General features: G+C 72.9%; 11 protein-coding genes. 3 read left to right on the forward strand and 8 right to left on the reverse strand.

The features are described from left to right. Positions 1-62 precede the first annotated feature (62 nt). The 6 genes from ACFZCD_RS14850 to sph all read right to left on the reverse strand — a co-directional run bounded on the left by ACFZCD_RS14850 (position 63) and on the right by sph (position 8,856). Complete coding sequence (locus ACFZCD_RS14850; RefSeq protein ID WP_391830665.1) at positions 63-3,233, reverse strand: alpha-N-acetylglucosaminidase TIM-barrel domain-containing protein; 3,171 nt, start codon at positions 3,231-3,233, stop codon at positions 63-65. Between the two features lie 93 nt (positions 3,234-3,326). Then, the gene (locus ACFZCD_RS14855; RefSeq protein WP_391830667.1) at positions 3,327-4,004 is read right to left on the reverse strand and encodes a LuxR C-terminal-related transcriptional regulator; all 678 of its coding nucleotides are present in this window, start codon (positions 4,002-4,004) and stop codon (positions 3,327-3,329) included. Between the two features lie 125 nt (positions 4,005-4,129). Continuing rightward, entirely contained in the window at positions 4,130-5,446 is a 1,317-nt protein-coding gene (locus tag ACFZCD_RS14860; protein WP_391830669.1) for a sensor histidine kinase, read from the reverse strand. 168 nt (positions 5,447-5,614) lie between these two features. Further along, positions 5,615-6,238 carry a winged helix-turn-helix domain-containing protein gene (locus tag ACFZCD_RS14865; protein WP_391830671.1) on the reverse strand — a complete coding sequence of 208 codons (624 nt, stop codon included), beginning with the start codon at positions 6,236-6,238 and terminating at the stop codon, positions 5,615-5,617. 354 nt (positions 6,239-6,592) lie between these two features. Next, positions 6,593-7,672, reverse strand: a complete 1,080-nt coding sequence (locus ACFZCD_RS14870; RefSeq protein ID WP_391830673.1) for a DUF6891 domain-containing protein — start codon at positions 7,670-7,672, stop codon at positions 6,593-6,595. 167 nt (positions 7,673-7,839) lie between these two features. Next, the gene (gene sph / locus ACFZCD_RS14875) at positions 7,840-8,856 is read right to left on the reverse strand and encodes a sphingomyelin phosphodiesterase (protein ID WP_391830675.1); all 1,017 of its coding nucleotides are present in this window, start codon (positions 8,854-8,856) and stop codon (positions 7,840-7,842) included. Positions 8,857-9,026: 170 nt separating this feature from the next. On the opposite strand from sph, the gene ACFZCD_RS14880 reads away from it, so the two are divergent. Next, positions 9,027-9,653, forward strand: a complete 627-nt coding sequence (locus ACFZCD_RS14880) for an HAD-IA family hydrolase (protein WP_391830677.1) — start codon at positions 9,027-9,029, stop codon at positions 9,651-9,653. 92 nt (positions 9,654-9,745) lie between these two features. On the opposite strand, the gene ACFZCD_RS14885 is transcribed toward ACFZCD_RS14880, so the two are convergent. Then, complete coding sequence (locus ACFZCD_RS14885) at positions 9,746-11,596, reverse strand: glycoside hydrolase family 15 protein (RefSeq protein ID WP_391830679.1); 1,851 nt, start codon at positions 11,594-11,596, stop codon at positions 9,746-9,748. 81 nt (positions 11,597-11,677) lie between these two features. Further along, entirely contained in the window at positions 11,678-12,055 is a 378-nt protein-coding gene (locus ACFZCD_RS14890) for an arsenate reductase family protein (RefSeq protein ID WP_391830681.1), read from the reverse strand. Positions 12,056-12,175: 120 nt separating this feature from the next. Here ACFZCD_RS14890 and ACFZCD_RS14895 point away from each other — a divergent pair, with 120 nt between their 5' ends. Together ACFZCD_RS14895 and ACFZCD_RS14900 are read left to right on the forward strand one after the other, a co-directional pair. After that, positions 12,176-12,457 (forward strand): hypothetical protein, encoded by a 282-nt coding sequence (locus ACFZCD_RS14895; protein ID WP_391830683.1) that lies wholly within the window; start codon positions 12,176-12,178, stop codon positions 12,455-12,457. 114 nt (positions 12,458-12,571) lie between these two features. Then, entirely contained in the window at positions 12,572-13,327 is a 756-nt protein-coding gene (locus tag ACFZCD_RS14900; protein ID WP_391830684.1) for an SDR family oxidoreductase, read from the forward strand. The last annotated feature ends 114 nt before the right edge of the window (positions 13,328-13,441 follow it).

Consider the following 13,441-nt stretch of genomic DNA (forward strand, 5'->3'; position numbering starts at 1 on the left):
AAGAAGATTCCGCCGCGACGGTGCGCAACCACGACGGTGGATTCCGGCGGTGCCGGACCGGCCTACGCCCGCAGCGCCCAGTCCGCGAACTGCGCGAGCCCCCGCGCCCCGCTGCCGTCGTTCCCCGCGGTCAGGAACAAACCCACGTCCTGGGCGGCAGCCGCCCCCGGCACCTTCGCCGTGGCGACCGGGAGCCACGTCGTGCCGTCCGTGGAGTACTCCGCGGCGAACGTGTCGGCCCCCGTGCGCGTCAGGCGCAGGGAGACCGGCGCACGGACGCCGGTCACCTGCCGGTAGGCGTCGAACGTGCCGTCGCCGTTCGCGTCGTACGACAGCACGACGCCCTGCCCCGGCGTCACCGCCAGGTTCACGGCCCCCGCCGACCCCCGCGTGCCGAGCGCGTTCCGCGCGATGATCCCCGTACGCGCCCAGCTGCCCGTGTCGGTCTGGGCGAGGACCCGCACCTGAACGGCCGCGCCGGCCGCCAGCGCCCCGGCCCGGTACACCGCGCCGAACTCCTCGGTCCGCTTCCACAGGTCGTCGCCGGACCCGTCGATCGCGAAGCGGTCCTCGCCCAACTGCCCGAAGACGGCGCCGTTGTTGGTGACGGTCCGCCAGCCGGGGGCCAGTGGCCCGGCCAGGAACAGCGTCCCGGCGCGTACGGCCCGCACGGGCTCCTCTCCCCGGGGCCCGTAGCGCGCGCTCGCCTCGTACGGCAGGGGCTGCAGCGGCTGCTGCAGGGGGCCCGCGGGGGCGGTGATGCGCCACCGGGCCGACAGGGTGGCGCCGGGCTCCAGCCGCGGCAGCGACGTGGGGTCCTGCGGGGTGGCGGGGAGGCCCGAGACCGCGAGGTCGGCGCGGCCGGTGGCGCGGAAGCCGTTGACGTTCGTGAGGGAGACGGAGAGGACCGCCGTACCGCCCGGGGCGACGGCCACCGGGTCGAGCACGGCCGAGAGCGTCCCCTGGTAGGGCGCGGCGGCCAGCGTGTCCCGCACGCGCGCGGCCGTGCGGTACGGGTCGCCCACCGGCCGCAGCGGGTACGCCGTGCGATCGCGCGTCCAGAACTCCTCTATGGCGTACCAGTCCACGGCCCGCGGCGCCCGCCCGGTCCGCAGCGCGTCCTCCAGCTCCTCCAGCCGGCGCCGCCAGCGCGGCAGGTAGAAGTCGCCGACGAGTCCGTGCCAGTCGCGGCTCGCGTAGTCGTGCAGCTTGCCGCCGTCGGACGTGCTGCGCCCGCCCCACACCGTGATGAGCACGCGCGCGGTGCGCTCCAGCTCGGCGGCCTCGTCGGCGTCGGTGCTCATCGCCCGGGCGGCCGCGGTCCACGGGCCGAGCATGAAGGCCTTGTGCGTGCCCGCGACGTCGTCGGCGAGCCGCATCAGCTTCAGCCACAGCGCGGACAGGGCGCGGAAGGCGGCGAGGTCCTTGCGCGCGTACGCCTCCTTGAGCTGGGGGAGGAGGTGCCGGCTGCGGTGGGCGACGGCCTGCCGGGCGACGTCGGCCAGGTCGTAGCGGTACGTGTCCGCGCCGCGCAGCCCCGCGGCGACGCCGAGCAGCCCGCTGAGGGCGGCGTCGAAGCGGACGGGGTCGTAGGCGGGGGCGCTCGGCGCGTACTCGGCGGCGCGGTCGGCGCCGAGGTCCGGGCGGGCGGCGAAGAGGCTGTCGTGGGGGTCGCTGCGCTCGGGCGCGCCGTGCCGGTAGGCGGTCTCGGCCAGCACGGCCCACGCCTCCCGCGCGGCCTTGTCCGCGCGGCCGTAGCGGTAGCCGGCGTACGCGCCGAACCACTCCGCCCGGCCGGGCGCGCGCTCCAGCCACGCGAGGTCGGAGAAGTAGGCGAAGGCCGCGGGGTCGCGGTCGGCGCCCTCCGGCATGAACGCCGTGCCGGCCAGGGCGCTGCCCGGCTTGTCGCGCCACGCGAAGAACTTCTCGTCCCACACGTGCGTCTTCGCGCCGAGCGTGGTGCGCCCGCCGTAGTTGGGGATGCTGCCGAAGGCGTACGGGGTGCCGCCCCAGTCCTTCTCGCGGTCGGTGACGCGCGCGAAGCGGTCGGAGACGCCGTCGACGACCAGCATCCGCTGCCGGTCGACGGCGGCGAGCAGCTCGGGCCGCGGGTTGTCCTCCCAGCCGAGGATCACCCAGGTCGCGCCGGGGTGCGCGGTGCGCAAGGCCTGCTCGACGGCCCGGGCGGCGGCCCCGACGGGCACGTCGCCCGCGGTGCCGCCCTCGTGCAGCAGGTCCATCTTGAAGTGCTCCGCGGGGCCGAGGAGCCGGGCCTGGTGCGCGTAGAAGGACGCCGCGACGCGGGCGAACGCGCCGCAGCGCGGGTCGAGCCAGTCCGGGCGCCGGAAGCCGTGCCAGGTGCCCTGCGGGACGACGCGCGCGTCGGCGTTGCGACCGGCGAAACCTTCCGGCACCGAGCCGTAGTAGCCGGGCAGGACGGGCGCCATGCCCAGCTCGCGCAGCCGGGCGGTGATCCGGGCCCCGAGGGCGGCGCGGGAGTCGATGAGCTTCTGGCCGAGCGGACCGCCGTAGCCGCTGAGGTTCTGCAGGAGCCACCAGGGCTGGTGCGAGGGGGCGGGCAGCCACGCGCGGGCCTCGGCGTCGCCGTAGCCGAAGTCCTGGAGGACGCGCTGGTAGACCGCCTCGTGCCCGCTTATCACCAGGACCTCGTTGCAGCCGTGCAGGGCCAGGATGTCGATCATCCGCTCCCAGTAGGCCCAGTCGGCGTACGGGAAGGTGTAGCCGTCGTTGGTGTCGTTGAGGGCGAAGCGGTGGCGGAGCCTGGTGGAACGTTTCAGCGGGCGAGCCGGAGCGGGCAGGCTGCGCGGCAGGCCGACCTGGCGCGCCCCCCAGGAGATGTGCGCCCCGCACACGTACCGGAGGTACCAGTGCACCCCGGTCAGCAGCACCGCCGGGCTCGTCCCGGCCACCTCGATCCGCCCCGTGCGGCCCGTGACCTCGAACCGCTCCTCGCCCCCGGCGGCCGCGAGCGCCGTCAGCCGGAACTGCTCCGCGTGCCCGGCCAGCAGCCGTACGAGCGCCGCCTTCGCGGGCGCGGTGTCGAACGGCGCCCGCTCGGGCGCCGCGGCGGCCCGGGCCGGTGCGCGGGAGGCGAGCGCCGCGGCCCCGGCCGCACCGGCGGCCCCCAGCACCAGGCGTCTCGACGGAGCCGGCCGAGCGGTCGGCTGATCGGGCAGCCGGTCGGCCGGCTGATCGTTCGGCTGAACGGTCATGGCGCTCCCCACTGTGCTGAATGCGACAACGGACGCGTGCGCGGCGCACGTTAACCGGCGTCACCAGAGGGAGCAATGGGGCGCGCTCGGTGTTCAGCCCCGGTCCACGGCCCCGTCGGCCGGCCGGCCCCGGTCGAGATACGCCAGCACCGCGAGGACGCGCCGGTTGTCGTCGTCGGACGGCGGCAGGCCGAGCTTCCCGAAGATGTTCGACGTGTGCTTCGCCACCGCCCGCTCGGTCACGTGCAGCTGCGCGGCGATCGCCGCGTTCGACCGGCCCTGCGCCATCAGCTCGATCACCTCGCGCTCGCGCGGCGTCAGCCGGCCCAACGGCCGGTCCTGCGCCCGCCGCGTCAGCAGCTGCGAGATGACCTGCGGATCCATGGCCGTGCCGCCCGCCGCCACCCGGCGGACCGCGTCCACGAACTGGTCGGCGTCGAAGACCCGGTCCTTCAGCAGATAGCCCACGCCCCCGCTGCCGTCCGCGAGCAGCTCCCGCGCGTACAGCTGCTCGACATGCTGCGACAGCACCAGCACCGGCAGTCCCGGCGTGGCCCGCCGCGCCGCCAGCGCGCACTGCAGGCCCTCGTCGGTGAACGACGGCGGCAGCCGTACGTCCACCACCGCCACGTCCGGCCGCAGTTCGGCGAGGGCCCGGGACAGCTCGGGGCCGCTCTCCACCGCCGCCGCGATCTCGAAGTCGTACGCCTCCAGGAGCCGGACGAGACCGTCTCTCAGCAGGAACAGGTCTTCGGCGAGCACAACGCGCACGGGCACTCCATCGTCGGCGGGGGCGGTGCCCCGGAACGCCCGGAGGGCGAGGGGCGGTTCACTCCCATGGTCGCCGATCGTGCGGCCGGAGGATCAGCCCCTGCCCGACGGCAGATGTCGCTCCGTCAGGAAAGGACGCAGGGGATCTCCATCGTGACCAGCGTCGGGCCGCCGACCGGGCTGCTGACGGCCAGGACGCCGTCCAGCGTGCCGATGCGCCGCTCGATGCCGGCGAGCCCGGAGCCCGCCGGGCCCTCCTTCGCCCCGGCCGCACCGCCGGCCCTGACGCCGGCCCGGACGCCCGCCCCGCCGCACCCGTCGTCCGTCACGGCGATCCGGAGCATGCCCTCGGCGTGGTGCACGTCGAGCCACACCTGCCGGGCCCCCGAGTGCTTGGCGGCATTGGTGAGCACCTCGCTGACCGCGAAGTACGCCGCCGCCTCGACCGGCTCCCCGGCCCGGCCCGCCAGCTCGACGTCCACCTCGACGGGCAGCGGCATCCGCAGCGCCAGGGCCCGCAGGGCGTCGGCCAGGCCGCGCTCGGCCAGGACCGGCGGGTGGATGCCCCGCACCAGGTCGCGCAGCTCGGTCAGGGCCTCGGCGGAGTCCGCGCGGGCCGCGGCGACGAGCTGCTTGGCGCGGGCCGGGTCCTTCTCGATCAGCGCCTCGATCGTGCCGAGGCTCATCCCCATGGCGACCAGGCGGGCCTGCGCCCCGTCGTGCAGATCGCGCTCGATCCGGCGCAGCTCGGCGGCGGAGCCGTCCACCGCGTCGTGCCGGGACTCGGTGAGCCGGTCGACGCGCCGGGACAGCTCGCGCTCGCGGAGGGCCGCGTGGCTCGGCCGCAGCAGCTGCTTCGCCAGCAGGAAGTCCGTGCGCAGCAGCGGCCGGGCGACGAGGACGCCCACGACGGCCCAGACCAGGCCCAGCGGGGCGGCCAGGTTCGCGGTGGACTGGTCGGTGATGTGGAGGAACGTGAACCACAGGCCTCCGCCGGCCCGGTCGATCGGCTCCCAGACGCCCAGGGCCAGCACGATCCCCCACGGCAGGTAGAGGACGAGGGCGGGCGCCAGCAGCGACAGCACCGTGCCCGCCGTTGCGTCCACCAGCAGCCACAGCAGGTCGCGCCAGGTGGCGGGGTCCTTCAGCAGGGCCGTGCAGCGCTCCACCCGGCCGGCGAGGCCGGGGCGCCGGGCGGGCAGCGGACGGTACGGCCCGGGGATCTCCACGCCCGCCCACGTCCGCGCCTGGCGGCGGCGCAGGGAGGCGTGGGCCCGTACACCCGCCACCGCCCAGGGGGTGGTGAGCAGGCCGATGCCCAGGAGCGTGAAGGCGATCGACACCACGGTGAGCACGAGCAGCAGGAGTGACGTCGCCATGCCGAAGATCGCCAGCCAGAGGCCGCGCGCGGCGGCCGGCAGTGCGGTGCCGATCTTTTTCATCCGGTGTCCCCCAGCGTTCGTTCCCGGGCCCGTGACCCGGGCCCGGGGACCAGTCTGGACGACCGCGGCATGATCGTCACGGGGGGTGCCGCCCCGGCGGACGGTGTACCTAGCCCCCCTGGATCAGTGGCCGGAGAGCGGCCGGATCGGAGGCCGGAGAGGGCCGGATCAGTAGCCGGCCGGGGGCGCGTACTTGTAGCCGACCCGGCGGACGGTCACGATCGACGCGCGGTGCTCGGCGCCCATCTTGCGCCGGAGCCGGGCCACGTGGACGTCCACGGTCCGGCCGTCGCCCACGTGACCGTAGCCCCACACCGTGGTCACCAACTGGTCGCGCGTGTGCACCCGGTGGGGGTGCGCGACCAGGTGGGCCAGCAGCTCGAACTCCAGGTACGTGAGGTCCAGCGGGCGCCCGGCCACGCTGGCCGTGCGCTGCTCGGGGTCGATGCTGACCAGCGCGTCCCCGTGGGTGGCGGGCCCGGGTCCGGGCGCCTGCTGCTCGGCCGGGACGAGCACCAGATAGCCGATCATCGGCGGCTGCCCGGGCAGCGAGGGCAGGGTGTGCTGGGGCGCGGGCATCCAGGTGGCCGCGCCGGAGTGCAGCAGCTCGGCGACCGGCGGCACCTCGTCCGGCGAGACGGCCCGGAGGCGGTGCCGGGGGGCGGTATGGGAGGGGTGGGCGGCGTGCGTGGCGGCGGACGAGGCGGTGGCCGTGGCCGCAGCGGACGGGGAGGACGACGGGACGGACGAGGAGACCGGGGCGGGCACGGTGAGGGTACGGAGGTTCGTCATGGAGAGCTCAGCTCTTTCGCGCGAGAGACCGTCGAGGGGACGTGCGTGTGCGCGGGGCCGTTGGCCGGGATCGGGTGCCGGCGGCTGACTTCGACGAGGGGGTCAGCGGGAGGAGAGGGCCTGCGCGGAAGTCGCGCGGCAACACACTCGGTCGAAGTCGTCGTGCTGACGGGAAGGCCAGAAGGGCTCGAGGTCGCTGCGACCCGTCGCGGTGTTCTGGAAGCTGGCCATGCCCCTATTGAAGCATGACCTGCGACGGGACAGCAGACTCCCCGTACGGGCGGATACGGAACCTTGGCGTGATGCCGACCACCCCCGGCCGGTCCGCCGAAATGCGGAGCAATCGACTCCGGTTCAGGCCGCCGGCAGCCGCCTGCGCCAGTCCAGCGGCTCGACCCGTATCGCCCGGTCCGGATCACCGTCCCAGCGCACGGTCAGACCGGCCGCGACCAGGGCCGCGGCCACCTCGCGGCCGACGGCGGCGGTGGCCTCGTCGCCCGGGGCCGTGCCGTGAGCGCCGTAGGTGAGCAGCAGGCTCCCGGCCTCGGCGGCGTGCTGCGTGTCCGCGTACTGGAAGAAGACGAAGCCGTGGTCACCCTCGGCGGCCTCGCCGCCGATCTCCGCGGAGGCGCAGTTGCCGCAGCAGGCGAAGTGCATCCGGGCCGTGACGCCGCTGCCGTTCAGCGCCGCGAACGCCGCCGCCACCCGGTCGGCGTCGGTGACCTCCGGCCAGCTCTCCTGCTCCGCCAGCCGCTCGCGCCACAGGCGGCGAACGATCCGGCGGGCGGCCGGTACGGAGAGCGGGGTGCCGCCGTCCGCATGGAAGTAGTCGGAGACGGCCTCGGCGATCTCCTCCGCCGTGTCGAACCCGCAGCGGATCATCCGTCGCGCTTGCGCCTCGGCCTCTGCCAGCAGGCCGGCATCCAGGCCGGCATCCAGGCCGGCGCCCGGCTCGGGATCCGTTGCGGCCTCCGGGGCGGGATCCGGTGCGGCATCCAGCGTGGGGCCGGCGTCCTCCTCGCCGTCCTCGCCCTCCCCGGGCGACGGAAACCGGACCCGCTCCCAGGCGTGCCCGTCCGCCCACCCCTCCTCGCCCCGCGCCCACGCCAGGAACACGGCCGTCACCTCGGCGGGACCCTCCATCCGCACGCCGAAGTGCCGCTCCGCCGTGCCGTCGCGGTACTCCACCTCGTACGGGCCGTCGCCCTCGTGCCACGTCTGGATGTAGTGGTCGCCGCCGTCCTCGGCGTCCTCGGCGTTCTCCGCGGCCTCCATGTCCTGCGCGCCCGCCGCGTCCTCCGCGTCCTCCGCGCGCTCGACCACCGCGAACCGGTCGCCCTCCCCGCCCAGCCGGGCGATGATCTCCGCCAGCTCGTCGGCGGTGACGTGCGAACGGACCTCGCCGGGCTCCGTGTTGACGGTGATGGGCAGCATGACATCCCCCTCGCTGAGGGCCGTCCCCCGTTCGGCGGCCCGCGTAGCAAGAATCCTGACACTCACCACTGACAACGGCCGTACACCGTGCCTGTGGCCATGGCCACGCGAGGCCCTGACGCGACCTCAGTAGCCGGGCGGGAGCTGCCGGTGGCCGGTCCCGCCGGTCAGGAAGCCCCGGCGATGACGGGGTAGTGGTCGCTGAGGTCGGTGTACGTGTAGTCCTTCCCCCAGCTGGAGACCGTCCAGGGCGCGGAGGCCTCCTTGACCACCGTGTTCTTCCAGGTCGCCGGGCGGGCGTGGCCGTTGCGGTGCAGGACGTAGTCCAGGTCCTCGCGGCCGTCCGCCGGATAGCGGTAGGACGCGATCGAGTTCTCCTTCGTGTCGAAGGAGTACGGGTGGCCGGTGCGTTCCGTCGCCGGGGCGAGACCGGCATTCGCGAGCATGGCCGCGTATTCGCTCCCGTGCGCGTCCACATTCAGGTCGCCGGCCACGATGACCTGCTCGTTCGCGGGAATGTTCTTCGCGTTCAGGAAGGCGTCGATCTGGCGGAACTGCTTCGCCCGGTCGGCGGCCGCCTCGCCCGCCGCGCAGCCGCTGTCGGTCGACTGGGTGTGCGTTCCCACCAGGTGCACCTTCGCGCCGTTCACGTTCAGCACGACGTAGGCGAATCCCTTGTCGGACCACCAGTCGGAACCGCACGCGTCATTGAAGACGACCTGTTCCTTGCGGATGATCGGCCATTTGCTGAGCACGGTCACCCCGCCGTCCTCCGGAGTGGTGGAGGAATACTTTCCGCCGGTGGCGTCCCAGCCTTCCTTGCCGCGTCCGACGACCGGGGTCTGGTACGGATACCCGTCGGCCGCTTTCGCCTTCAGCGCGTCGGAGGCGCCGTTGTCGAACGCCTCCTGCAGGACGACGACGTCGTTCCCCCGGAAGAAACCGGCCGCGGGTATTGCGGCGGCGCGGTGGTCCTGCCCCCAATTCGGATACAGGTTCTTGCTCATGAGAAAGGTGTTGTACGTCAGCACCTTCAATTCCGGGACGGTGCCGGCCCGGGCGGCCGCCTGCGGCAGCACAGCGGTGAGGGCGACGCCGGCGAGCGCGATCGTGAGGGCGGGCTTGAGCTTCGGCACTGCAACTCCCTGAAGGGGGGTGGGGCACCGCAGACGCAGGATGCCCATGGGGGTGCTGGGGAACGAGCCGCCCACATCAAATCAGCCGTTGTTACTTCCGGACTGCCTTACGGTGATCAATTCCCCTCCGCGGGGCGAAGACTTCGTGTCGCGCCCGCGCATGACTCGTTGAGAGCGTTGGAAGAGATGCGGTGACCGGCCCACCGTGAGGAGTTCCCATGCCCCCGCCCCTGCATCAGGGTCTCGTGCTCGATTTCGGCGGCGTACTGACCACCCCGATCGCCGAATGCACCCGGGCCTTCTGCCTGCGTGAGGGCCTTGCCCCCGACGCCTTCCTCCAGGTCATCTCCACGGATCCGGAAGGGCGCGAGATCTACACGCAGCTGGAGCGCGGGCGGATCGGCCAGGACGAGTGGAACGAACGCACCGCCGCCCTGCTCGGCGTCGCCCCCGGCAATCTGATCGGCCGGGTCCTCGACGGTCTCCGGCCGGAGCCCCTGATGCTCGCGGCGGGTCAGGCGGCCCGCCGGGCGGGCGTGAAGGTGGGCATCCTCTCCAACAGCCTCGGCTCCGGCCCCTACGACCCCTACAAGGGCTACGGGTTCGACACCCTCTACGACGCCGTGGTGCTGTCGGGCGACCACGGAATCCGTAAACCGGAGCCCGGAATCTACCCGCTCATCCTGAAGAAGCTGCAACTCCCCGCCGAGGTCTGCGTCTTCGTGGACGACTCGCCCCGCAATCTGCCGCCCGCCCAGGACCTCGGCATGACCTCCGTCCTGGACGGCGATCCCGCGGAGACGGTGAAGCGTCTGGAGGAGCTGTTCGGGCTGCCGCTGAGGTGACGTTCCGCGGGCGTCCACTGCCGGCCGCCGGGGCGGTTGCAAAGGTTCACCGCACGCGGCTGCAAAGGTTCACCGCACGCGGCCGTAAAGGTTCACCGCACGTGGCACTGCCGGTCCGCCGGCCCGTGGTGCGCCGTCATGGCGCGGTCCAGATTGGTGGCGGCACTGATCAGGGCGAGGTGGGTGAACGCCTGCGGGAAGTTCCCGAGCGCCTCGCCCGCGGGCCCGATCTCCTCGGCGTAGAGGCCGAGGTGATTCGCATGCGTGATCATCTTCTCGAAGACGTAGCGGGCCTCGCCGATCCGCCCGGCGCGGGCGAGCGCCTCCACGTACCAGAACGAGCACAGGTTGAACGTTCCCTCGCCGCCGTCCAGCCCGTCGCTGCCGTCGGTCCGGTAGCGGTGCACCAGGCTGTCGCTGACCAGGTCCTCCTCGATCCGCCGGACCGTGGACAGGAACCGCGGGTCCCTGGGCCCGGCGAACTTCACCAGCGGCATCACCAGCAGCGAGGCGTCCAGCGTCGGGCTGTCCGGGAACTGGCAGTACGCGCCGGGCTCCGGCGACCAGCAGCGCTCCTGCACGAACCGGTACGCGGCCGCCGCCGTGTCCCGCCACTGCTCGACGGGCGCCGGCATGCCGCGGTGCCGCGCGATGCGCAGGGCCCGTTCGAAGGCGACCCAGGTCATCAGCGCGGAGTACGTGAAGCGCTGCCGGCCGCCGCGGGTCTCCCAGATCCCGTCGTCGGGCTCCTCCCAGTGCTTCTGCAGCCAGTCGAGCTGCCGGGCCAGGGCCTCCCACAGCTCGTAGGAGATCGGCTCGCCGTGCTTGTTGTACAGGTACACCGAGTCCATGAGCTCGCCGTGGATGTCGAGCTGGAGCTGGCGGGCCGCAGCGTTGCCGATCCGGACCGGGCGCGCCCCGCCGTAGCCGCAGAGGTGGTCCAGGACCGTCTCGGGCAGGTCGGGGCGGCCGTCGATGCCGTAGAGCACCTGCAGCCCGGTGCCCGGCGGGGCCTGGGCGCAGCGCTGGTGCAGCCAGTCGACGAAGGCGGCGGCCTCCTCCGTGAAGCCCAGCCGCATCAGGGCGTAGAGGGTGAAGGCGGCGTCGCGGATCCAGGTGTAGCGGTAGTCCCAGTTGCGGCCGCCGCCCGGCGCCTCGGGCAGGGACGTGGTGGCCGCGGCGACCAGGGCGCCCGTCGGCTGGTAGACCAGCAGCTTCAGGGCCAGCGCCGAGCGCTCGACCGCCTCGCGGTAGCGGCCCCGGTACTGCGACTGCCGCAGCCAGCCGTCCCAGTACCGCAGCGTCCGGTCCAGCAGGCGGGTGGCCTCCGCGCCGTCGAACGGGCGGACCACGCCCTCCCGCACGGACCCGGCCCCGTCCCACTCCGCGGAGAGCTGCAGCGACTCGCCGGGCTCCAGCGTCACCGTGGCGCGCGCGGCGCCGCCGTCGGGCGCCAGGGGCACGGAGGAGCGCAGGACGAGGAATCCGGCCGGGCCCGCGAAGACGACGCCGGCCCCCGGCACCGGGGTGACCGTGTGCGGGGCGCGGCCGTAGTCGAACGCGGGCCGGCAGGACACGTCGATCGTGGCCCGGCCGCGCAGCACCCGCACCTGCCGCACGATCCGGCGGACGCCCGGCGAGGGGCAGGAGGGGTGGTCGGGCACCATGAAGTCGTAGAGCTCGGCCACCGAGTCCCGGCCGAGGAAACGGGTCAGCAGCACGTTCGAGTCGGGCATGTACATCTGCTTGGTGCGCTCCGTGCCCCGGACCGTGACGGCGAACGACCCGCCGCGGCCGGCGTCGAGCAGGGACCCGAAGACGGAGGGCGCGTCGAAGCGCGGCAGGCAGCACCAGTCGATCGTGCCGTCGGTCCCGACGAGCGCCACGGTGTGCAGGTCGCCGATGATCCCATGGTCCTCGACGGGCAGGTAGCCGGGTTTCATGAGCCCCTCCTCGGCGGGGCGGCATGCCACACCACCCGTTATACCGCCGGGGGCGGCCGGATGCCCGGTGGGGGCTTGCGGTCAGCCCGAGGCGGGCTGCGACCGCGCCAGGGCCTCCCGCACGGCCTCCTCCGTACGCCCCACGACCGCCGTGCCGTCGTCGGCGGTGATGATCGGCCGCTGGATGAGCTTCGGGTGCTCGGCCAGGGCCTTGATCCACTGCTCGCGCGCGCCCGCGTCACGCGGCCAGTCCTTCACGCCGAGCTCCTTCGCCGCCGCCTCCTGAGTGCGCGTGATGTCCCACGGCTCCAGGCCGAGCCGGTCGAGCATCGCGCGCAGCTCGTCCTCGCCGGGGACGTCCTCCAGATAGCGGCGCACGGTGTACCCGGCCCCTTCGGCGTCGAGCAGGCCGATGGCGCTGCGGCACTTCGAACAGGCGGGATTGATCCAGATCTCCATGCCCCACACCGTACCGCGTATCACCGTCAAATCCCGTCTGAGCTGGGGCGATTGTCAGTGGTGGGCAGTAAAATCGAAGGTAGACGAGAGAGGTTACGAACCCCCTCAGGAGGAACGCCGATGGCCGTAGCCGCACCCACTCTTCCCGATCTCCCGAGCCTTGCCACCCTGCCGAAGAAGCCCATGCCCGCCGGCCGCCCGCGCGGCTGGTACGAGGCCCACAACCGCCAGCTGAAGGCCATGCGCCTGGCCATCGCCCTGCTGCACTCGGGGGTGTACCGCCCGGAGCAGGCGAGCAACCGCCGGATACGGGCGACGGCGGTCCGCATCGGGGTCCACGAGCCCTCCGCCGTGACGTGCCGCGCGGTGCGTTCCCTCATCCACGACGCGGCCAACTACTGATGTGAGGGGCGAGCTACTGGTGTGAGGACGAGCCTCTCCCGGCCCGCATGCGAACCGGTCAACTTGCCCATAACGTGGCAAAGGAGATCACTATGCCGTCGCTGGGAGAGGCTCATGCCCGCTCGTACGCTCAAGGACAAGGTCGTCGTCATCGGTGGCGCGTCGAAGAACCTCGGCGGCCTCATCGCCCGCGAGATCGCCCCGGACGGGGCCAGGATCGTCGTCCACTACAACAGCGACTCGTCCCGCGACAAGGCGGAGCAGACCGTCTCGGACGTGCAGCAGGCCGGCGGCGAGGCCTTCGCCCACCAGGGTGACCTGACCAAGGTCACCGAGGTCGAGAAGCTCTTCGACGCCGCGGTGCAGGCGTTCGGCAGGGTCGACTGCATGGTCAACACGGCCGGCATGGTCATCAAGAAGCCCATGACCGAGACCACGGAGGAAGAGTTCGACAAGATGTTCGCCGTCAACACCAAGGCGGCGTACTTCATGATGCGCGAGGCCGCCAAGCGGCTGCAGGACGGCGGGAAGATCATCACCATCGTGACCTCGCTGCTCGCCGCGTACACCGGCCTCTACTCCGTCTACGCCGGCAGCAAGGCCCCCGTCGAGCACTTCACCCGGGCGCTGTCCAAGGAGCTCTTCGGGCGGAACATCTCGGTCAACAACATCGCCCCCGGCCCCATGGACACCTCGTTCTTCTACCCGGCCGAGTCGGACGACTCCGTCGCGTACCACAAGTCCTCGTCCATGAACGGCGAACTCACCAAGATCGAGGACATCGTCCCGTACGTGAAGTTCCTGCTGACGGACGGCTGGTGGCTCAACGGCCAGACGCTCTTCATCAATGGCGGCTACACCACGCGCTGAACCCGCGTCACCAAGCTCCGGGCCTCTCCCCGTGGTGTTGAACCCCATTATGCTGGGCTGTGGGGGACCGATGTCGGACTGTCAAGGTGAGTGAGTCCTCGTAGACTTTCCGAG

Source organism: Streptomyces sp. NPDC008001 (assembly GCF_042958085.1).
Classification (GTDB): Bacteria; Actinomycetota; Actinomycetes; order Streptomycetales; family Streptomycetaceae; genus Streptomyces.